Source organism: Xenorhabdus sp. TH1 (assembly GCF_037260955.1).
Classification (GTDB): domain Bacteria; phylum Pseudomonadota; class Gammaproteobacteria; order Enterobacterales; family Enterobacteriaceae; genus Xenorhabdus; species Xenorhabdus griffiniae.
In genome coordinates, this window is the sequence record NZ_CP147734.1 from 3,522,299 (window position 1) to 3,544,587 (window position 22,289).

General features: G+C 44.5%; 18 protein-coding genes and 4 tRNA genes. 5 read left to right on the forward strand and 17 right to left on the reverse strand.

The features are described from left to right. Window positions 1-124: 124 nt before the first annotated feature. The 7 genes from corA to WDV74_RS15375 form a co-directional block, all read right to left on the reverse strand. Complete coding sequence (gene corA / locus WDV74_RS15345; protein ID WP_338883666.1) at window positions 125-1,075, reverse strand: magnesium/cobalt transporter CorA; 951 nt, start codon at window positions 1,073-1,075, stop codon at window positions 125-127. Window positions 1,076-1,163: 88 nt separating this feature from the next. Then, window positions 1,164-3,329 (reverse strand): DNA helicase II, encoded by a 2,166-nt coding sequence (gene uvrD, locus WDV74_RS15350; RefSeq protein WP_338883668.1) that lies wholly within the window; start codon window positions 3,327-3,329, stop codon window positions 1,164-1,166. A 46-nt stretch (window positions 3,330-3,375) separates the two neighbouring features. Next, on the reverse strand, window positions 3,376-4,092 hold the full coding sequence (yigB, locus tag WDV74_RS15355; protein WP_338883670.1) for a 5-amino-6-(5-phospho-D-ribitylamino)uracil phosphatase YigB: 717 nt from the start codon (window positions 4,090-4,092) through the stop codon (window positions 3,376-3,378). After that, window positions 4,092-5,006 carry a tyrosine recombinase XerC gene (xerC, locus tag WDV74_RS15360; protein ID WP_338883672.1) on the reverse strand — a complete coding sequence of 305 codons (915 nt, stop codon included), beginning with the start codon at window positions 5,004-5,006 and terminating at the stop codon, window positions 4,092-4,094. Before xerC ends, yigB begins: the two co-directional genes overlap by 1 nt. Further along, window positions 5,003-5,707, reverse strand: a complete 705-nt coding sequence (locus WDV74_RS15365) for a DUF484 domain-containing protein (RefSeq protein WP_338883673.1) — start codon at window positions 5,705-5,707, stop codon at window positions 5,003-5,005. The genes xerC and WDV74_RS15365 overlap by 4 nt, the downstream gene beginning before the upstream one ends. Before the next feature lie 48 nt (window positions 5,708-5,755). Then, window positions 5,756-6,580, reverse strand: a complete 825-nt coding sequence (dapF, locus tag WDV74_RS15370; protein WP_338883675.1) for a diaminopimelate epimerase — start codon at window positions 6,578-6,580, stop codon at window positions 5,756-5,758. 37 nt (window positions 6,581-6,617) lie between these two features. Beyond that, the gene (locus WDV74_RS15375; protein ID WP_338883676.1) at window positions 6,618-6,815 is read right to left on the reverse strand and encodes a lipoprotein; all 198 of its coding nucleotides are present in this window, start codon (window positions 6,813-6,815) and stop codon (window positions 6,618-6,620) included. Between the two features lie 78 nt (window positions 6,816-6,893). Here WDV74_RS15375 and cyaY point away from each other — a divergent pair, with 78 nt between their 5' ends. Next, on the forward strand, window positions 6,894-7,214 hold the full coding sequence (gene cyaY / locus WDV74_RS15380; RefSeq protein ID WP_338883678.1) for an iron donor protein CyaY: 321 nt from the start codon (window positions 6,894-6,896) through the stop codon (window positions 7,212-7,214). A 110-nt stretch (window positions 7,215-7,324) separates the two neighbouring features. Here cyaY and WDV74_RS15385 read toward each other — a convergent pair whose 3' ends face one another. Then, on the reverse strand, window positions 7,325-9,943 hold the full coding sequence (locus WDV74_RS15385) for a class I adenylate cyclase (RefSeq protein WP_338883679.1): 2,619 nt from the start codon (window positions 9,941-9,943) through the stop codon (window positions 7,325-7,327). Between the two features lie 745 nt (window positions 9,944-10,688). Between WDV74_RS15385 and hemC the strand changes: the two genes are divergently transcribed. From hemC to hemY, 4 genes are read left to right on the forward strand one after another with little or no spacing between them, the layout of a single operon-like run. Further along, entirely contained in the window at window positions 10,689-11,630 is a 942-nt protein-coding gene (gene hemC, locus WDV74_RS15390; protein WP_338883680.1) for a hydroxymethylbilane synthase, read from the forward strand. After that, entirely contained in the window at window positions 11,627-12,367 is a 741-nt protein-coding gene (gene hemD / locus WDV74_RS15395; RefSeq protein ID WP_338883681.1) for a uroporphyrinogen-III synthase, read from the forward strand. Before hemC ends, hemD begins: the two co-directional genes overlap by 4 nt. A gap of 20 nt (window positions 12,368-12,387) precedes the next feature. Continuing rightward, window positions 12,388-13,554 (forward strand): uroporphyrinogen-III C-methyltransferase, encoded by a 1,167-nt coding sequence (gene hemX, locus WDV74_RS15400; protein ID WP_338883682.1) that lies wholly within the window; start codon window positions 12,388-12,390, stop codon window positions 13,552-13,554. Window positions 13,555-13,556: 2 nt separating this feature from the next. Then, window positions 13,557-14,762, forward strand: a complete 1,206-nt coding sequence (gene hemY / locus WDV74_RS15405; RefSeq protein ID WP_338883683.1) for a protoheme IX biogenesis protein HemY — start codon at window positions 13,557-13,559, stop codon at window positions 14,760-14,762. 779 nt (window positions 14,763-15,541) lie between these two features. Here the strand turns inward: hemY and WDV74_RS15410 are convergent. From WDV74_RS15410 to wzxE, 9 genes are all read right to left on the reverse strand, one after another. Beyond that, a tRNA-Pro gene (locus tag WDV74_RS15410) sits at window positions 15,542-15,618 on the reverse strand. A 24-nt stretch (window positions 15,619-15,642) separates the two neighbouring features. Then, window positions 15,643-15,729: transfer RNA gene (locus WDV74_RS15415), tRNA-Leu, on the reverse strand. Window positions 15,730-15,745: 16 nt separating this feature from the next. Next, window positions 15,746-15,821, reverse strand: a tRNA-His gene (locus WDV74_RS15420). A 75-nt stretch (window positions 15,822-15,896) separates the two neighbouring features. Next, window positions 15,897-15,973, reverse strand: a tRNA-Arg gene (locus tag WDV74_RS15425). A 172-nt stretch (window positions 15,974-16,145) separates the two neighbouring features. Then, a complete protein-coding gene (locus WDV74_RS15430; RefSeq protein ID WP_338883685.1) occupies window positions 16,146-17,519 on the reverse strand; it encodes an amino acid permease in 1,374 nt (457 codons plus the stop codon). A 270-nt stretch (window positions 17,520-17,789) separates the two neighbouring features. Further along, window positions 17,790-18,527: a lipopolysaccharide N-acetylmannosaminouronosyltransferase gene (wecG, locus tag WDV74_RS15435; protein WP_338883686.1), complete on the reverse strand. Its 738-nt coding sequence runs from the start codon at window positions 18,525-18,527 to the stop codon at window positions 17,790-17,792. Continuing rightward, window positions 18,514-19,941: an ECA oligosaccharide polymerase gene (gene wzyE / locus WDV74_RS15440; protein WP_338883688.1), complete on the reverse strand. Its 1,428-nt coding sequence runs from the start codon at window positions 19,939-19,941 to the stop codon at window positions 18,514-18,516. Before wzyE ends, wecG begins: the two co-directional genes overlap by 14 nt. 2 nt (window positions 19,942-19,943) lie before the next feature. Beyond that, on the reverse strand, window positions 19,944-21,041 hold the full coding sequence (locus tag WDV74_RS15445; RefSeq protein ID WP_338883689.1) for a TDP-N-acetylfucosamine:lipid II N-acetylfucosaminyltransferase: 1,098 nt from the start codon (window positions 21,039-21,041) through the stop codon (window positions 19,944-19,946). Next, window positions 21,038-22,288, reverse strand: a complete 1,251-nt coding sequence (wzxE, locus tag WDV74_RS15450; RefSeq protein WP_338883690.1) for a lipid III flippase WzxE — start codon at window positions 22,286-22,288, stop codon at window positions 21,038-21,040. Before wzxE ends, WDV74_RS15445 begins: the two co-directional genes overlap by 4 nt. Window position 22,289 lies beyond the last annotated feature (1 nt).

The following is a 22,289-nucleotide window of genomic DNA, read 5'->3' on the forward strand; positions in this document are numbered from 1 at the left end:
TGATATCTCCCCCGCTTCGCGGGGAGATATCAAGTTTCATATAGTGTTCTTGAAGTTTAGCTTTTGGGGTAGTGGAAACAGCCGACAAAGCAATTCATTAGAAAATAGATAGCGGGTGAGATGGCTATAGCCAGTTTTTGCGTTTGAAGTAAAGGTAAGGAGCCAAACCCGCTGCTATCATCAATCCAATCGCCGCAGGATAGCCGAATGTCCAATGCAACTCCGGCATAAATTCGAAGTTCATTCCATAGCTGGATGCGACCAGCGTGGGTGGCAGGAATACCACAGAGACAACGGAGAAGATCTTGATAATGCGGCTCTGTTCGATGTTAATAAAGCCCATCGCCGCCTGCATCAAGAAGTTCACTTTCTGGAACAGGGATTCATTGTGCGGCAGCAAGGATTCAATATCTCGCAGGATTTCACGAGCTTGTTCCAACTGATTGGCCGGCAAGCGGGCACGGCGCACAAGGAAGTTCAGGGCGCGCTGGCTATCCATCAAACACAAGCGGACTTTCCAGCCAATATCTTCCTGTTCAGCAAGGTTAGATAACGCAGAATCAAACTCATCGCCCTGTTTACCATTCATAATGACCCTGCTCAGGGATTCCAGCACGCTATAGATGTTTTCAATAACATCAGCCAATTGTTCGATTTTAGTTTCGAACAAATCCATCAACAGCTCATAAGCATTTCCATCAACCATCGTCTGGTTACGGGCACGCATTCGGTATAATCGAAATGCAGGGAGTTCACGCTCTCGCAATGTGTAGAGACGACCGTCACGGATAGTAAATGCGACTGTCGAGTTGCCAGCATGGTCTTCGGCATCTTCAAAGTAGAAGAATGAATGGACGTGCATACCATCTTCATCTTCAAAAAAACGGGCTGATGCCTCAATGTCATCCAACTCGGTGCGGGTCGCCAGGACTTGTCCCAGCTCATTCTGGACACGGAGGCGATCATTATCCCCCAGCCCCACTAAATCTACCCACATGGAGTCAGATAACTTATCACCTTCTTCAAATTCAAGACGGAGCAGGCGATTGTTCTCTAATTTAAATGCGTTCAGCATGTACCATAAGTCTCCTTATACTCCCTACGCTTATCGTAAGGCGCGAATGTTACGCTTAGAAGAAAAAGCCTGTCAACATTCGACCGGATTATTGGCCTGTTTCGAGTCTGGCATAAGCGGCCACCAGCCACTTAATACCTTCACCCTGAAACGCGATTTGCAAGCGGCAATGTTCCCCACTACCTTCTATATTGATAATCGTCCCTTCACCAAATTTGGGATGACGTACACGCTGTCCAAGAGCATAACCACTGTCATTGGCACTGATAGGTGTGCCCAGCCGTTTGTGGCTGACCGGGCGGGATACCGTTGCTCGCAAACGAACTTCTGCCACGCATTCTGTCGGTAATTCTCCAATAAAACGAGACGGACGGTGATGGACTTCCTTGCCATACAAACGACGGCTTTCCGCATAAGTCAGCGTCAATTTTTCCATCGCCCGAGTAACGCCTACATAGGCCAGGCGACGCTCTTCTTCCAGCCGACCGCCTTCTTCGATGGACATCTGACTCGGAAACATGCCCTCTTCCATACCGACAATAAAAACTTGCGGGAATTCCAAGCCCTTCGCTGAATGCAAGGTCATCAGTTGCACCGCATCCTGATAGGCATCCGCCTGACCTTCCCCCGATTCAAGCGCAGCATGGGAGAGGAAAGCCTGCAATGGCAGCAGATTTTCATCCTCGTCCTGATAACTAAATTGACGGGTTGCCGTAACCAATTCTTCAAGGTTTTCGATACGCGCTTGCGCCTTTTCGCCTTTTTCCTGTTGATACATCGCCCATAGGCCAGAATCACGGATAATGCGATCGGTCTGCACATGCAACGACATCTCCTGTGTTTCTGTTTCCAGCGCATCGATCAATTCGATGAAGCGTTGCAGTGCAGATGCCGCACGTCCAGCCAGCACTTTTTCCTGTATCAATACCAGACTACTTTCCCACAAAGTTTTTTGCTGATCTCGCGCAACCTGGCGCACAACATCAAGTGTTCTGTCGCCAATGCCACGTGTGGGTGTATTCACCACGCGCTCAAAAGCTGCATCATCGTGACGGTTTGCGACCAGACGCAAGTAGGATAAGGCATCTTTGATTTCCTGGCGTTCGAAGAAACGCTGTCCGCCATAAATACGATAAGGCATGGAAGCCTGCAACAAGGCTTCTTCCAGAACGCGGGATTGAGCATTGCTTCGATACAGGATCGCACACTCTTTCAGTGCACCGCCATTATCCAACCAATGCTTGATACGGCCGACAACATAACGGGACTCATCCAATTCATTGAAGGCACAATAAAGTGAAATTTGCTCTCCCTCGCTGCCTTCTGTCCACAAATTCTTACCCAAACGATCACTGTTATGAGCAATCAGGGCATTGGCCGCTTTAAGGATATTGCTGGTCGAACGGTAATTTTGTTCCAGACGGAGCGTTTCCGCTCCCTGAAAATCCTTGAGGAAACGCTGGATATTTTCTACCTGCGCACCACGCCAGCCATAAATGGACTGGTCATCATCCCCGACAATCATGACCTTACCGCTATCACCAGCCAGAAGACGGATCCAGGCATATTGAATACTGTTAGTATCCTGAAATTCATCCACCAGAATATTCGTGAAGCGTTCACGATAATGTTTCAGAATTTGTGGCTTGTTCAGCCAAAGTTCATGGGCACGTAGTAACAATTCGGCAAAATCCACCAGCCCTGCGCGGTCACACGCTTCCTGATAAGCCTGGTAAATTTTCAGCCAGGTTGCCTCTACCGGATTACCGTAAATTTCAATGTGTTGTGGACGCAATCCTTCATCTTTTTTGCCATTGATGTACCACATTCCCTGACGGGCTGGCCACTGTTTGTCATCCAGATTCATCGCTTTAATGAGGCGTTTGATGAGGCGGTGCTGATCTTCACTATCGAGGATCTGGAAATCTTGCGGCAAATTTGCATCAAGGTGATGGGCGCGCAACAAGCGATGAGCAAGGCTATGGAATGTACCGATCCACATGCCCCCCTGACTGGTGCCAATCAGGTTTTCAATTCGGTGCCGCATCTCAGCAGCCGCTTTATTGGTAAACGTGACCGCCATGATGGAAAACGGCGAGGCATTTTCAACTGACAGTAACCAGGCAATCCGATGAACCAGCACGCGCGTTTTACCACTGCCAGCACCAGCCAGTACCAACATATTACTACGGGGAGCTGCGACCGCTTCACGTTGTTTATCATTGAGGCTTTCGAGCAGATAAGAAACGTCCATAATTACCGTCAGTTGTTAATATTTTTATATAGATTTCGATTTGAAATTATATCAGTGCTACCAAAGAAGCCAAATCAGAAATCTCAATATGTGGCACCAGACGCCCCTCTGGTTCCTGCATCAAGTTTTTATTCTCAATGTTGATCCAACAGGCTTGCATACCACTGCAAAGTGCCCCTTCAACATCTGTATTCAAATTATCCCCCACATGCAAGATTTGATTTATAGGTAGGTTGAGCCGATCTGCCGCGGTCTGGTACATGTCAGGGTAAGGTTTAGAACGTCCATCTATGCCCGCTTTCAAAACAAATTCAAAGTAACGGGCAAGCCCACAGGCGGCAGGTTCAGCGTTTCCATTGGTAATCGCCACTAACGGCATTTTTTCCGCTAATAGGGACAAAACCTTATGGGTGGATTCTGGAACAGTGATTTGGTTACGCCAGTACGTAAAGCAAGACATAATTTCATTCGTCCCACGTACGGTTTCTTCATCATTGAAACCCTGGTGGGTAAACATAAGTTCTGCGGATTGCCGACGCCATGAAGTCACATCATGATAAATATCAGGTTCCCGTTCAAGAACCGCCTGGCGGTATAAATGCAGATCTTCATGCTCAAAGTGACCGAATTTGGCATCGTACTGCCTGATAAAACACAACACTTCTTTTTCGGTTTTATCGATTACAGGATGATTATCGTAAAGCGTATCATCCAGATCGAATGTCATCGCCGCAAACGGCGCGATAGGCCGATAAAAACGCATTATGATTTCCCTCGTTTGGCTCTAGGGTGAGCCACATCATAGACTTTGGTCAAGTGCTGAAAGTCCAAATGGGTATAAATCTGGGTGGTCGACAGGTTAGCGTGCCCCAGTAATTCCTGAACTGCACGCAGATCTCCACTGGACTCCAGCATATGTGTGGCAAAAGAGTGTCGCAATTTATGAGGGTTAACATGGCTACTCACACCTTGCCGAATCCCCCACTGTTCAAATCGTTTCTGTACATTACGGGCAGAGAGACGTTTTCCGCTTTTGGTGGAAATAAAAACCGCATCATCTTCTGGCTCAAGTAATTCCCGCATTTCTAGCCAACGCTGGAGCCATTCCTGCGCCATACGGCCGAACGGCACTTTACGCTCTTTGCTGCCCTTGCCATGTACCCAAACGTCCGCGCCTTCCAGATCCAAATGGTGGCAATCCAGACCTACCAGCTCAGACAAACGCAATCCCGCGCCATACATCACTTCCAGCATAGTTCTGTCACGCACTGACAACGGATCGTTCAAATTAATATTGAGCAGTTGGTTAACTTCATCCACATCCATGTTTTTAGGTAAGTGACGTTTTTTACGCGGAGTACTGACTGTTTTAGCTGGGTTAGCTACCAACTTATTTTGCATTACCATCCAGTCAAGAAAACTACGCAAAGAAGAAAAGCGCAAAGCAAGGCTGGCAGACTGCAAGCCTGCCCGCCGACTGCGAGAGGCAAACATTTTGACTTTAGCCGGATCTAACTCTTGCCACTCACGTATCCCCATCTCCAGTGACATTTCCGCCAAAATTACCAAATGACGTCGATAGTGAGTGATCGTCACGGGGCTTAAACGTCGTTCAACACGCAAATAGTGCAAGAAATCTTCTACGGGAGCTAACAGTAAATCAATCGGCTGAGTCATGCGCGTTCAATCCAACGGGACAACAAACCCGGCAACAGCTTCGCCAAATGGTCGAGAATATCCGTTCCCATGCCTTCGTGATAGTGCTGTTTATCATGGCTATTGAAGATTACCATGCCCAAATCCCCTCGTGTTCCTAAAAGGGAAATCGCCACTGAACCCACATGGCGTGCCTGTGGCATTAACAATAAAATCTCTGGGCCGTGCAGTCGGCCAAGGTAGTGATTTTTTTCCCAAAATCTCTTAATGCGGACAGATTCAAAGGCCTGACGAGAAATAGCCAGCTCCGGCACATTCAATGGTGCTCCCAGATGCCATTTATCACTGAACAATCGAATATAACTGTTACTTAACCCCAGTGTTTTTGACCATGAACTTAAACAGGAAAGAAAGTCCTGCAAACTCTTGGCACCAGAGAGATCCGAAAGTAATTGCAATAGGCTACTGAACAGCACTTCATTCTGTTTCGCCTGCGCTATCAAATAGTTCAGATCGTCTTCCAAATAACAGATACGTTTTCTCTGACGGTTCATATGCCATTCCATCAAAGAGACACACTCTCGTACCGGATGGGGAACTCTTATCTGATCGACCATATTGGCATTACGGATAAAAAAATCCGGATTATTCAACAAATAATCCACGACAGTCTGATCATCCAGTCTGTTTTCAATGTGCAATGGATCGTTTTTTTCACCCATTTTCCAATGCCCCATATTTCAAGAGAGACTCAACAAATACAGAATCAATCACAAATGAATCGTACCATCATAAACATGAGTTGCAGGCCCAGTCATAAAAAGGGGTTTTCCCGACCCATCCCAGCGAATTTGCAGTGTCCCTCCTGGAAGATCAACCCGAACCTGGTTATCCAACAGATCTTGCTGAATACCGATTGCTACTGCTGCACACGCGCCACTGCCACATGCCCGTGTCTCACCGGCTCCTCGCTCAAAGACACGCAATCGAATATGACCTCGATTGATTACCTGCATGAAACCAATATTGGCGCGTTCAGGAAAACGCTCATGGCTTTCCAACACCGGTCCCAATATTTCCACTTCGGCAGTGTCCACATCCTCAACCTGTATGACGCAATGAGGGTTACCCATCGACACAACGCCACAAAGCACTGTCCGTTCAATAGCACGGATAATATAGGTTTTTTCAGCCTTATTGGCACGAAATGGAATACGCTGCGGCTCAAAGTCCGGCTCGCCCATGTTGACACAAACTTGCTCATCATTTGTGATGCTTAATATCATTCGGCCGGCCTGTGTACTGACCTTGATATCACGCTTATTAGTCAACCCTTTGAGACGGACAAAACGAGCAAAGCAACGTGCCCCGTTACCACACTGGGAAACTTCACTGCCGTCAGCATTAAAAATGCGGTAATGAAAGTCTAAGTCAGGATCATAGGGTGCTTCAACAATCAAAAGTTGATCAAAACCCACCCCAGTATTCCGATTAGCCAAACGGCAAATTAACTCTGGAGAAAAATAAACATTTTGGGTCACTGCATCAACGACCATAAAATCATTACCAAGACCATGCATTTTGGAGAACTGCATATACGACTCCAGGAGAAATCACATTACCCAATCACTATCATGCATTCATCGATATATTGTCTTTTAATAAATTGTTTTCTAACAATTTTTCCGACTGTACCTTATCTGTTTTGTGCATAGGTAGCTGTGTTGCAGATGTTTCCGCAGGAGGAAAATAGAGAGGCCCTTTCAAGCCACAACCAGCCAGAGAAAGTAATGTTATGATAGCCAGTGACCAACGAAGTTGTTTTTTCATTATATTAATGCCTGTGATTCATGCGCCAATACTCTCTATAATCGCAGCTAGGCTCTGAAAAGCAAATAGGAAATAAACATGAACGATAGCGAATTTCATCAATTGGCCGATCAATTGATGTTTCATCTCGAAGAGCAACTGGATAATTACGATGGTGATACGGATATCGACTATGAAACAAACGGCGGTGTGATGACGCTGAGTTTTGAAAACGACAGCAAAATCATTATTAACCGTCAAGAACCTTTTCATCAGATATGGCTAGCAACCAAAAATGGTGGTTACCATTTTAATTATCAGGATAACCAGTGGATTTGTGACCGCAGTGGGCATGATTTTATTTCCATGCTGGCACAAGCCATTACTGAGCAAAGTGGTGAGCCATTCCAATTTTCGTGACCATGTTTCATTAAAATCCAATTTCATCAAAACCAAATAAAAACAATGAGTCAACGAAAGAGATCTAATAAAAGCGCCTGATAAAACAGGCGCTTAACTAATTGACTATATTAATAGTGATACAACGAACGATAAGGATCTTGTGCATGTGCCCCACAGGTTTTATCAAGGCGCTCGTCAATATGAAGCCTGGTATCATTCGCTTCTACATCATCCACTGGGTACACTCCCTCTATAAATGGAGTGACATGGGTACGCTCACCTTTCTTAACGATTTGATAAAACTGCGGCAAGTTGAAATTGACAAAACTAGAGCCATAAGTAAAACGATCATGTGATGATGAATAAAATCGGCTGATATCTCGCACCAACTCTTCTTTACTGCCTTCACAATGGGAATAAATTTCCACTCGATTTGATTCATCAAGAATATAAATATTGAATCCTTGTTTGTTTTCAATATCTTCGAAAAAGAACTGGATGATGCCTTCGCAGGCGAAACCATCTATTACAGGCGGTAAGTGTTTTTCTTTGGTGTCAATTTTGACTGGCAGTCCATGCAATTTGGTGTTGGAAATGGCACCATAAAATTCCACTGCATTTTCCAATTTTTGTACCGAAACGTTTAACCGTTCGAAGAATAATCCCCATGTTTGCCCTGAGATGCGTAATGCCTTGAAACGGTTTGGATCTTGTCGGTTGCTAGACAGGCGTAACTCTATACACTCCGAAACTAATTGCTGGATACGCGTGCGGATCAATCCACGTAAGTGTTTGCTATAACAGAAAACTTCAACATCAGATGGTGGCGCTGCATCTTGATGCATTTTTCCCAATATGGTTTTCAATGCTTCCAATACCGATTGTTCGCCATTGAAATGCAAGGTTCTCACTTCATTCCATGAATTACGGTAAAGCAAATCAATGCTACCTACCAAACATTGCTGCAACTCACCAAAACTGAAAACATTCAAGTTCCTTAAGTCAAAACGAACGATTTGATCAGAAAATGCAGCTGTTGGATCTTGTTCTAAATTGACAATGATCGCCAAGTGGCGAATTTCACACGGGCTGTATAGTGCTTTTGGTGTAGGAGCTGGTAAACGGATTGGGAAATGAGCGGCAATGTCATCCACCAAATCATATAATTTCTGCCTGTCACACTGAGATCTGCCGTGATGAATATGGAGCCGAGTTTCTTTAGACAACAGGCCATTGAAATAGGTCCAGGAAACTAATTTATTCAGATAGCGATTGTATTCCAATGGTTGATGACCAGTGATCGATTCAATCGTGGGGGCATGATTGTAAAGATACCAACCACTGCGGTTTACTCGCCCCGGAGGGACATAGATGAAAGTCAGATCCTTTTCCGACAGATCGGGTGATATCTGAGGATTCACCAAAGTCACTTTACCGGGCAATGCTTCAAAAGCCGCATACAATTTACGGGTCAATACACCAATATCTTGTGGGCTGGCACTCACACTTAAATTATTACGGCGGGCAAAGCGGATTAAGTTGCGATAACTCTGCATCATGGTATCAAGCAATTCATTATGGGCATCACGCACCTGCTCAATTTTCCATGCATTACGGTTATCCAGCATAGCCAGTTTATTCTCATCCCAACCCCATTCGCGCACCAACTGGGACATAACCTGACGACGCCATCCTGTACAACCTTTATCATTCTGGCCTGCCAATAATTTCTCGCATACCTTCAGATAAAAACAACGACGCGCCAAATCAAGGCGCGCAAGGTCGTTCGTGGCAGTCAGGTAGCGGGTTACACGTTCCAGCATCATGCTATAAGCATCGAGGCCAAAAGAAACAATCGCGCCGTCATGAAAATATTGCTTCATTTCCATCGCCAGAAGCTTTCCATTGGGATATTCCCATGAATAAGCTTCCAACAGCAGGCTTTTCAAGACAGCCTTATAAGGAGAGTCCACACTCTTGTAAAGTTGCCAGAGGCTCGCCCCAAAATATTCTTCTGCGGACAATTCCCCCAAGCCCCCCAGATCCAACCATTCATTTGGCGTCAACACACCCTGTGCATAGAGAGAAAGGACGTACTCATCATAATGAGTCTCCTCTTCCACGGGAACCATTGCCCATAACAAGCGCTTGCCAGCCAGACAAACCGCTGTGCGATAAAATTCATCAAGCAGAAGGATATGTTGGGTGGAACCGCAATCTTCACCGTTCAAACTACCACAGGCATTATGCCGAAAACGGTTTTCATCAATCAGAAAAAAAGTAACTTCAGTCCCCAGTGACGCCGCCCACTGTTCTATCAAGGTACATTTTTGTTCCAGCAAAGTTTTCTCGTCACTATCTAACCAAGATTGATGACAAACCCAAATATCTAAATCAGAAGAACAACTTTGCCCAATAGAAGAAGTACTGCCCATGGAATAAATTCCCGTAATCGGCAATTCACCATTAGACGTAGGTGACGATACATCTGGCAGGACACCAGTAAGCTGGCTATCCAGATCATTAATCCAAAACTGCTGTGCTTCATCAGGTATAAAAAAGCAAACGCCATGAGGAACATCGCCTTTGATATAACCTGGCATCATTGGATGATGATAATGTAATAATACTGGAATTAAACTATAAACTTGCTTGAAAGCGTCACTCATTAAGCTCGTAGCGCGCTCTAATCTAAGTTGGTTAATTGCATCCAGTCGCTGCTTCAGCGTTTCAATATAGAGATACAAGAGTTTCGCCTGATATCAGTTCCAGTGCCTAAAGTAGTCCCCTGTTTCCGATAACACATGGTATTACAAGATTATTTAAAATTATTTTTACAAAATTATTGTCGGAAACGTGATCAATTTAACACCTTGCAATCAAAGCGTAAAGTACGCAATACCATCTTTTCTCTTCACCTGCAATAGCCGAAACACAATTAACTCCTTGTAAAATATTAAGTTAATCACGAAACAGACACAATAATATACTTTTTTAGCATAACGATTATCGTTGATTATTTTTCATATCGCGGTTGTAAAGCATTGTAAATACATCACTCTTTCATCAATATTTAACTGAATAATATTTTTCTTATTGTTAAATATTCTCACCGCTTTTTATCATTAAGATAATCACAAATTTCAATTTGCTTTTAAATCAATCTCTTTGTTTATTTTATCTATTTAAATAAAATATTATTTTAATATTTAAAATTATTTTTATTTCATAAACTGTATATCTATATACTATTTTGATTTTTTCTGGCTTTTTCGTAACTGGAAAAAAAATCATTGAGATGTTAAAACTGGCACTATTTTCTCACTAATTGGTGACTAACCGGTGGCTAAAAACCCTTATTTTCCATCAAGTCAAGTTGCGTAATCGTTAATACAGCGGTCAATAAAGCGACAAAAAATTGCAAGATGAAGAATATAGAAACCATTAGTTAATACAGTTACCCAACATACTTATTACCTAATAGATTTATCCATGACAATGAAAACCATTCGCATCGCTACCCGCCAAAGCCCATTAGCTATGTGGCAAGCGCAATATGTTCAAAAACAACTGAAACACTTTCATCCAGAACTGCAAGTAGAGCTGGTTCCAATGGTGACACGCGGCGATATTATCCTCGATACCCCATTGGCAAAGGTGGGAGGCAAGGGGCTGTTTGTGAAGGAATTGGAATTAGCTCTGCTCGAAAAGCGAGCTGATATTGCCGTCCATTCCATGAAAGATGTCCCTGTCGAATTTCCTGATGGTTTGGGATTGGTCACAATCTGCGAACGGGATGATCCACGGGATGCTTTTGTTTCAGTAGAATACGCCTCGCTCGATGACTTACCAACTGGCAGTGTTGTGGGTACGTCCAGTTTACGACGCCAGTGCCAAATCCGTCAGCGACGTCCTGATCTTGTCGTACGTGACTTACGCGGTAATGTCGGAACCCGTCTGAACAAGCTCGATAACGGTGATTATGATGCCATTATTCTTGCAACAGCGGGCCTGAAACGGCTGGGGCTGGAAGAACGCATTCGTATGCCATTAGAGCCTGAGTTATTGCTGCCAGCCGTCGGCCAAGGGGCGGTAGGTATTGAGTGTCGGCTCGATGATCAGCAAACCCGTGAACTGCTGTCGCCCTTGAACCATGCAAGAACAGAAGTTTGCGTTCTCGCTGAAAGAGCGATGAACACCCACCTTGAAGGGGGCTGTCAGGTACCGATTGGCAGTTATGCTATCTGGCAGGGAGAGAAGATTTGGCTACGCGCGCTCGTGGGTTCCCCGGATGGCACGGTGATCGTACGCGGTGAAAGAGTGGTTTCACCCAAAGAGGCTCGTCAAGCGGGTATCGCATTGGCGGAAGAGTTATTGGAGAAGGGCGCACGCCAGATCCTGGCTAGCGTATACCAGAGGAACCTACCGAAATGAGCATTTTGATCACCCGCCCTGTCCCCGCAGGAGAGGAATTGGTCACGCGACTGCGGTCTATTGGAAAATCAGCCTTCAGCGCCCCCCTCATCGAAATTCAGCCGGGGGCAGATTTGCCATTACTGCCACAAAAACTGCAATGGTTATCTGCGGGAGATCGGGTTTTTCTATTATCAAAAAATGCTGTTCATTATGCCAATGAACAGCTTATTCAATCAGGCCAGTCATGGCCTGAACAGCTATCCTATTATGGGATCGGCAAATCAACTTCCCTGATGTTTCATCAATTAACTGGATTGGAAATCTTCTATTCTAAGCAAGGTGAAACCAGTGAAGATCTACTGCAACTCTCCACTTTACAATCAGTGGACAATAAAAAGATTTTATTGCTCCGAGGTAATGGCGGCCGTGAAGTGATCGCCTCTACATTAAGGCTCCGTGGAGGTGTCGTCGATTACTGTGAATGTTATTCACGCCAGCCAGTTAAATACGATACAGCCGATTTCAGTCGTCACTGGCAGCAATGTGGTATAAAAACCATCGTTGTCACAAGTGGCGAAATGCTACAACTGTTATATAACTTAGTCACTGATAGCGACGGAAAAGCATGGTTATTAAATTGCAAGCTGATTGTGGTCAGCGAACGTCTTGCTCATATCGCCCAAACTTTGGGCTGGCAAACAATACAAGTCGCCAAGAGTGCAGATAATGATGCCTTAATCCAGGCACTGGAATAAATTAATATGGGATGTCTATTATGACGGAACAAAAAAAGACGGAACAAAAGCAACCTACCGATGCGGTTAAAAGTTATGGATGGTTAGGTAATACGCTCTCAATTGCCATTTCTTTGGCGATAGGTGTTGGTGGTCTTTATATTTATTATCATGGTCAACAACAGAATGCTGCATTAAAAGCCGAAAATGTTGCTCTTCAACAAGAGATAGCGTCTCTGACACAACGGCAGTCTGCCGATAAGCAAAACTTTGACGCCAAATTCCAAGAGCTGGAAACTTCTTTACAACAAACCAACTCACAAAGCCAACGGCTAGATAGTAGTATTGCAGAGCTTCAAGACCGTGTTTCGGCATTTTCAAATACGGATATCGAAAACTGGCGCCTGGCGCAGGCAAGCTCCCTCGTTAAGATGGCGGGCCGAAAAGTATGGAGCGAACAGGATATTACCACTGCCATCGCTTTGCTGAAAGATGCCGACCAGAACCTGGCTGAAATGGATGATCCCAGCCTGCTCTATGCCCGTAAAGCTATCATGGCAGATATCGATTCCCTGTCTAAAATCAAACAAATTGATTTAGATGGTATTATCCTGATGCTAAATCAGCTATCAAACCAAGTCGATAACCTACACCTTGCCAATAAAATAGAACAAGCCGCTTCGGAGAAGGCAAATGATCATGGGATCACGGCTTCCCTCTCTGATTGGCGCCAGAACCTGAGCAATAGCTGGCACAGCTTTATGGATAATTTCATTACCATTACTCCACGTGATAACAGCAAAGAGCCGTTGCTGGCACCTAACCAAGGCGTTTACCTGCGCGAGAACATTCGTTCCAAACTTCTGATTGCTGCGCAGGCAATTCCTCGCCATCAAGTTAAAATTTATCAGGGCGCATTGGAAGACGTTCAATCTTGGGTGAAAGCCTATTTTGATACCTCTTACCCAGAGGCAGAAAACTTTTTAAATAATGTTGTTTCACTACAAAAGAGACCGTTATCCATCGATGTTCCTGAACAATTGAACAGCCAGCCAATATTGGCAGAGCTGGTTCGTAAGCGTATTTATAATTTACCGAATTCCAAGCAATCCCAAATAGGTTCCCAATCTGAAATTCAGCCTGAGGCACAATCACAGCCATCAACAGGAACCACCGATCAGGCAAAAATATCTGTTGGGGAGAGCTGAGCATGTTAAAAATATTCTTACTGTTCATTATCCTTATCGTGGGGATCGTAGTAGGCCCCTTGATGTCAGGTCATCAAGGATATGTTTTGATCCAGACGGACAAGTCCAATATTACTACCAGTATCACCGGGCTAGTGATTATCTTCCTTCTGCTACAATTCCTGCTGATTTTCATCGGCTGGTGTTATCGGCGCTTAAAACGTACCAGCACGTTTACCCATAGCTGGATCTTTGGTGGATATAAACGTAATCGTGCTCGTTCACAAACCAAACAGGCACTGCTGAAATTCGTCGAAGGGGACTTCAAGCAAGTTGAACGCCTGATGGCGCGTAATGCTGACCATGCGGAACTTCCTGTCGTGAATTATCTCCTGGCGGCAGAGGCAGCCCAACGACGCGGCGATTATTTCCGCACCAACAAATATATTGAACAAGCAGCAGAAGTTGCTGATAAAGACCAACTCCCTGTTGATATTACCCGCATCCGTGTTCAATTAGCACAAGGTGAAACTCATGCCGCGCGCGTTGGTGTGGACAAACTGTTGGATCATGCCCCTCGTCATCCTGAAGCGTTGCGATTGGCGGAACAGGCTTACACTCTTGCAGGTGCTTACCAATCCTTGATTGATATCTTGCCTTCTATGCTGAAAGCTAACCTGCACAGTGAAGAAGAACTCTTTAAATTGCGTCAGCAAGCCTATAGTGGATTGATGAATCAGGTTATGGCAGAGAAAGGCAGTACGGGGCTAAAAATATGGTGGAAAGATCAAAGCCGCAAAATTCGCCATGACATTGTGCTGCAGGTTGCCATGGCCGAGCATTTGATTGAATGCAATGATCACGAAACTGCCCAACAAATCATTTTAGACGGATTAAAACAACAGTATGACGAACGTTTGCTGCTATTAATTCCGCATCTTAAGGCAAGTCATTCTGACGCCATACAAAAGGCTCTCTCTCACCTGTTAAAGCAACATGGCGCAACCCCACTGCTCAATAGTACGCTGGGACAAGTTGCCTTGCACCATGGGCAATGGGCGAATGCTGAATCGGCATTTAAAGCCGCCCTTGCTCAGCGACCAGATGCTCATGATTACGCATGGCTTGCTGATGCACTGGACAGATTGCAAAAGCATGAAGAAGCTACCCAAACCCGCAATAAAGGCTTTATGCTGACCTTGAAGCGTGATAGCGACGTCGAAGTATAACAGCACAGAGACACACCTCAGTTAACGATGCAATATATGGAATGTCATTGAATCGTTAACTGAGGTGCATTCATCATTACAGCTCATGGCAAACCGCCTGAAGCCTATCCTCATTTTTCTACAGACAAAAAAAACACCTATCAAAAAAGACAGGTGTATAAATACAATCAGGTCTACAGACGGATAGTGCCTCACTCAACGTTGTGTCCGGTTTGCGATGAAAAAATGCTTACTCATCTATAACATGGACCATAGGCACCGACAATCAGCTCTACATCATCCCTAGGTTTATGAAGCCATATGCTGTCATAAGGAGTGAGATGAGTATCTACGATTTTAACCTAGCATTTTACGTGCCAACTTTTTCAATCAGGATAAACTTTCCTTACCCACGGTTTGAATAGCTTTCCATAATAGATAACCTGACTTTCATCAAATATCGTTAAAAATACCGTCTCTCATTTGAGACGCCATTTAAGTAATTTATATATATAATATATAAATCATATAGTTGAACGTCTCCTATTTGAGACATCAAGTAGTGTGGTTTGTCGTTGAAATACAACATCAATAAAAAAATATATTTAAAAACATAATGTTAATACATTAAAAAAACAATAATACTCAATCTATTGAGTAAAAATAAAACAGAAATTATGGGGAAATAAAAAGGGGGGGAAACTTTTTATCAACAGAAAAAACAAGAGGAGAAAAAAGAAATCACTAAGCAGTTGTTAGAAAGATAAAACCCTCGCAATAGCGAGGGTTTTCTCAGAATCTGGTCGGCGAGAGAGGATTCGAACCTCCGACCCACTGGTCCCAAACCAGTTGCGCTACCAAGCTGCGCTACTCGCCGAAATATATTTTTTTATCTTTCTTATGGTGCGAAGGGGGGGACTTGAACCCCCACGTCCGTAAGGACACTAACACCTGAAGCTAGCGCGTCTACCAATTCCGCCACCCTCGCGTTTCATAAAAAAAGATGGGGTGGCTAACGAGACTCGAACTCGCGACAACTGGAATCACAATCCAGGGCTCTACCAACTGAGCTATAGCCACCATAACAGCTATCTTTTTACATACAACGATGCTCGACCACGATAACTCATTACCACTGCTCTTGCACGCTTTAAATGGCGCGCCCGACAGGATTCGAACCTGAGACCTCTGCCTCCGGAGGGCAGCGCTCTATCCAGCTGAGCTACGGGCGCTTAACGCCGTTGCGGTGGAGGATAGTACGGATTTAATGTCGTACTGTCCAGTGCTTTTTTAAAAGAAATGATGCGTTTGATTATGCTTTGCTCATTTGGATGATAAAGGCAGCACTTTTTCCACCGGAGTATTAGCAAAAACAGTTTTACGTTCAAAAACCAACCAATAAAGCTATGTCGATTTTTTAGGTGAATACCATTTCATTAACCAATAAATTAGTGACACGATCAGCAAAAATACGCCCCCGACTATCAAGGAAAAACGGGTATCCGTGTTAATTGCCATCCCCACTAATACACAGCTCAGGAAAATCAGTGTCAGATAATTGACATAAGGGAACAGAATTGATTTAAACTGATGCTGTTTTATGGCTTCCTCATGATGCTGGCGGAAACGCAATTGACTGACCAGAATCACAAACCATGGCACCATACCAGGCAATACACTGGCGCTATAAACATAAACAAATACTGACTGCGGATTTGGTATTAGGTAATTCAGGCTGGAACCTGCAATCAAGCAAGCAATGGTAATTGCAATACATCTTACCGGCACACCATTTTTCGACAATTTCAGCAATGAAGCAGGCAATTGACGGTTCTGCGCCAAGGCATACAACATTCTGCCACCGCTGTACATCCCGCTGTTACAACCTGACAATGCAGCAGTCAACACAACAAAGTTAATTACCGCAGCCGCAGAAGTGATACCGACTTTAGAAAAAGTCATCACAAACGGGCTGCCATGCGCACCTACTTCTGTCCACGGGAACAATGTAACAACAATAAAAATGGCACCAACATAAAAAATCAGGATACGCCACAAGATATTGTTGATCGCTTTTCTAAGCGTCACTTGTGGTTTTTTCGCTTCACCGGCAGTAATACCAACCAGCTCTACCCCTTGATAGGAAGCAACCACAATACAAAGGGCAAATAAAAAGCCTTTCCACCCACCGGAGAAGAAACCACCATGTGTGGTCAAGTTATCCAAACCAATGGGTTGCCAGTCATTACCCAACCCGAAGAAAATCAAACCAATGCCAATCAGGATCATCACAATAATCGTTGTGACTTTGATCATGGCAAACCAAAACTCCAGCTCGCCATACAGCCTGACTGCCGCCAAGTTTGCCAAAGCAACCAATCCAACCGCTACCAGTGCCGAAACCCATTGAGGCAACTCCGGAAACCAAAATTCAGCATAGACGCCAACCGCAGTAATCTCTGAAATCCCGACAGAAACCCACATGAACCAGTAACCCCATGCGGTCAAGCAGCCCCAATAAGGACTTAAATACTTATGCCCAAAAGCAGCAAATGAACCCGTTACAGGTTCAAGAAACAACATTTCTCCCATGGAACGCATAATGAAAAAGACAAAAAGCCCAGCAATAATGTAAGCCAGCAAAACAGAAGGGCCGGCCCATTTCAAGGTACTGGCTGATCCCATGAACAGCCCTACACCGATTGTGCCACCTAGCGCAATCAGCTCAATATGACGTGCCTCAAGTCCCCTTTGCAGGCTCTGTTTTGAATCACTCATAAAACTCCCTATCCACTTTTATGATGTCTATACTTACAAACAGAAAAAATACAGGAATTGATAATCAATCGTTGTAAAAAAGGCTGGGATCAAAACACGTTTTGCCTGTTAGTGAAATAAAAAAATGCTAAAACTAGGGATTGCAGACATGGGGATTTAAAAACAAGCAGTCAAACAACAAGCCATTGGTCAACCCAAAGACAGTAATACAATAAGGCAAAACCTGCTGCATATGCGCAATACAGCAGGCAAAACAGAGAAATTTCGGGATTAGAGCTTGCCACCGTAATAATAACCAAGGAATTTCAATAGCTTTATCTGTCTACGAATTCTGCTTGGCTGAGAGAGTAAGCGATACAACCATTCCAAGCCCAGATCCTGCCAGACTTTTGGTGCACGTTTAACGTGACCAGTAAAGGCATCATAGGTTCCTCCAACCCCCATATACAGTGCATCTGGATGTACCTTGCGGCAGTCACGCATAAAGATTTCCTGTTTGGGTGATCCCATAGCAACAGTAATGATCGCAGCACCACTGGCACAAATCCGCTCAAATACTTCATCACGCATATCGGGTGTAAAATACCCATCCTGGCTGCCCACAATATTGACATTCCATTGGGTACGCAGTTTGTTCTCGGTCTGTGCCAGGATATCGGGTTTTCCACCAACCAGAAAGACCGGTGTACCTTCACGTCCTGCCCGTTCCATCAGGGCTTCCCATAAATCAGCACCCGCAATACGCGATACATTCGCATCAGGGTATTTACGACGAATGGCTCGTACGATGCTAATACCATCTGCGTATAAATATTCAGCTTCATCCAGCAATATATTCAGCGCATTGTCTTTCTCCGCCGTGAGTACTTTTTCTGCGTTAATCGCAACCAATGTACCTGTTTTTACCTGTCCATCCAGAAAAAGATGGTCGAGGAAATGCGACATACCGCGGAATCCCCAGATGCTGAGACCACGAATGCGGTATTTGGGAATATTATTCAACGCCATTTTTTTTCCTTACATCCAAAACAACAGATGCTTTTCGCGAGGCTGCCAAATTATTAACCATAAATTTTCGAATCAGCCCAGCACTTTCAAACAGCCAATACAGCAACTTCGCCGCAACCAGACATAGGCCAAAAACAACACAAAAGAACACCACCCGAGAAACAAAAGAATCTACACCTTCACGGGCCAACACAATCATGTTAAAGATGGCACCAAAGCAGAAAGCCTGCAAAATTGCTGCCTTATAGCGATTACTTTCCTGTTTTCCTGCTTCATAAATCCAGTCAAACCATTTAATAATAAAACCGACTGCGATCGCTCCCAGAGGGATAAAGAATACCCCCCCCATCACCACAAGAGAGCCAATCAGTGTTGGGGATATCGCAAGACCAGAGTGGTTATCTAATACATCCCACGTAAAATAGTTAGCGGTGTTCCAGACCAAATTGGGCCTGTCCGGCCATACCCAGCTAGGAATAAAGACATAAAAATCACGGATAATCGGTGCCAACCCTTGAAAATCGATTTTGCTGTAATTATCCAATAACAAGGCCAAATTTTCCCACGGCGAGAAAGTATCTCGCGTGAGATACAGGAAAGTATAAAATGCCTCTGCCCCGCTTACATCCAAGCTGTAGCGCTTCAACGCCAGCCAGAACATACCGACAATTCCCATCGCACCCGCAGTAAACAACATCCACAGCGTGATCCAACCGCGAACAATCCCGATAAACAGGAACAATGCAAATGCGATAATGATGTTAGCCCGCGTTCCACCAACGATCACATATGTCAGGATGCCAAATCCCACCGTTCCTACTAAAAAACACAGCCATCGTACTTTGGTCGGTTTCAGAAAAAAGACCACTAGCATGGCAGGAATAAAGAAATAAAAGAATCGCTTGAGCGCCACGCCGGAAACCTGGCTGGAAAATATCTGGCTATAGGACTGTAACTTAAACAACAAAAAACCATTTTGCATAAAGAACGAACCTACCGTAACGATAGCAACGCCAGCAAGTAGTAACCACGTCAAATTAGTTTCTACCCGATTCATCGTAAATAGGGGATTACGCGGTACAGTCACCGCTAAGTTTTCAGGTCTGATATTATCGTTTGGCCGTATCTTATAAGTGAGGCGTGTTTTATAAGCAACATAGTAAATGGCATAAAAACAACCAGACGCCAACATCGCATGTAATAATGAATCTACCGGCACTACTTCCACATTAAACTGAAATACCAACAAGCTAGTCAGTGGAAAGCCAAAATAGAATGTCAGCAGATATAACAATGAGAAAAAAACATTAAAGTTAAAACGGACACGCTGAAACTCCTGATACGTCAAGGTCAGGATAAAGGCCACCGAAATCACGTAAACAACAAAAAGCCCACCGAATTGTGTCAAAGTCATTGCTACTCTCCAGATGCTGCCGACAGGGCGGTTTTCCACCCCTCAATGAAATGGGGATCAAAAAAAGCAATCGCCTTTTTATCGAGGGATAGCATCTGGCGCTGTGCTTCCTGCACCCAGTGTTTATTGAGTTCATCACCGTCAAACAGAACAGGGATCTGCTGTTCCGTTAAATCATGCCAGAATGGATTTTGACGGCTCAAAACAAATGGAATACCAAATTGAATCAGCAAACAGAGTGTTCCAATTCCTTGCTGACGTTTGAAAATGAAATAACCTAAGTCGCATTGGCGTAACAATGACAAATATTCATCAAAGGCTATTTGATCTTTTAAGATACGGACATTTTGCGCTGGAAATAACGACAACGCAGTTTGCTCCACGCTCTGGATATAGGCTTGGTTATTATCAGGATAGCCCATTGGGATTAGCACCCTAGCCTCATTACCAAATTGGTGGTGGATCTTCTGTAAGGCTTCAATATGACGGTTGGACTGATCCCCTGAATTGCCCAATAAGATGGTAATTCCTTGCGGTGAGCACGTTTTCTCTGTCACTGTCAATGCAGGCTCCATCCGAGTTGGGAAATAGAGCAATGATGATGGCACATCAGGTTTGACCCGACTTGAACACGAATTATCCTGAAAAAAGTGCCGCAGATCACCGCGCGTAGCGAAAATATGCCCCACCCGCTTTTGTGCCAAACGACGAATCAGATAGAACAAACGGAATTTCAGTTGGCGGGACTCTTCATAGAGATCAGCGCCCCAAACATGCCAGAAGAATTGGTGTCGCTGAATTTTGCCAATTAATAATGCCAACCACAAAGCAGCATTAAATTGCCCGTGGAAAAAGAAGCGGACGGTTCTATTTGCTTGCGCTTTCTCTATCACCGCCTGCGACAAAGTGGATTTGCTGTTATAAAGAGAAATAGCCAAGTTAGGGTAATTCGATAGCCATGTGTGGTCTTTAGACACCACCATAAAACACGGTTTGGCGGAAAAATGTATTTCCTGTGCCAAGACGTCATTAAAGAAACGTAGTAACGTTTGATTGTGATGTGGGATATCCGATCCCAAAACGTGAATTAGGGTTGTCATGCTCGCCTGCGATAAATAATAAATACGCTACAACAAAGAATGAAATAAACAATATAAGTTACCATATATGACTGGGCAGCACCCAATGCCCCATTTGCCGGTATCAGCCAATGAGAAAAACCTGTCAGTAAGAGGAACTGGCTCACTTCAGTCAATATATAAAAACGCAGTGCAGCTTTCGCTATCACCAGATATCCAAAAACATAAGCGCCAACTTTCAACACATCGCCCACTAATTGCCACGCAAACAGTTCCCGCATGGCGATGAATTTGTCTGAAAATAACAGCCAAATCACAAAATCACGCAACAACCAAACAGAGAAACTGGCAGCAACCACAGCAGGCAAGACAAATTTCAGCGCTTTCACAATCTCACTGGTAATTGCTTGCTTACTCTCCAGACGCGAAAGGGTCGGCAATAGATAGACAGTGAAGGAGGCGGTAATAAATTGTAAATAAGCATCCGAAATACTGCTTACCCCCTGCCAAATCCCGACCTCTTCCCAGCTATAACGCGCTGCCAGCAAATTTCGCATCATGACATATGCAACGGGCAATGTAATGGAAGTTAGCAACGCCATAAGGGTAAATTTTCCCAGATGGCTGGCAATCGCACGATCCCACATAGGTTTCAAGGCAGAAAATGTAATCACCTTGCGATGCAGTATCATCATGCCGGCAGGTAAAACCACCAATGCAGGCACCAATGCCAAGCCTGCCAATGCCCCTTCGTAGCCTCCCAGCCAATAACAGAGGCTATAAGCCAACACGCCTGTCAGACTGCCTAAAATAATGGCTAACGCATTTCCTTTAGCATCTCTGAACCCTTTCAGGATTGCCAGAAAATAGTTGGCGTAAGCGATACCCATTTGAATAAATGCGAGCGCCTGCACAACAGTTTTGTAATGGGTGTGACCAAATAGGCCAATACTGATAATTTCACTGAACAAAAGGAAGATCACTGCCAGTAAGGTCGAAAAACCCAAAATTATCAAGGACGATGTGCCTAATACTGCCCTGAGCCTTTCCGGTTGCGGATGATGTTCCGCCACATATTTGGTAACACCATTAAAAATCCCTGCCCCAGAGAGCACACCTAATACAGTAATGAGCTGGCGAAAATTACCTGCTTGCCCAACACCTGTTGGACCAAAAGATACCGCCAGAAGTTTAATGACCAGCAACCCCACACCGATCTTGATCAATGTGGAGCCCGCTGTCCAAATAGAAGCTTTAGCAAGTGACATA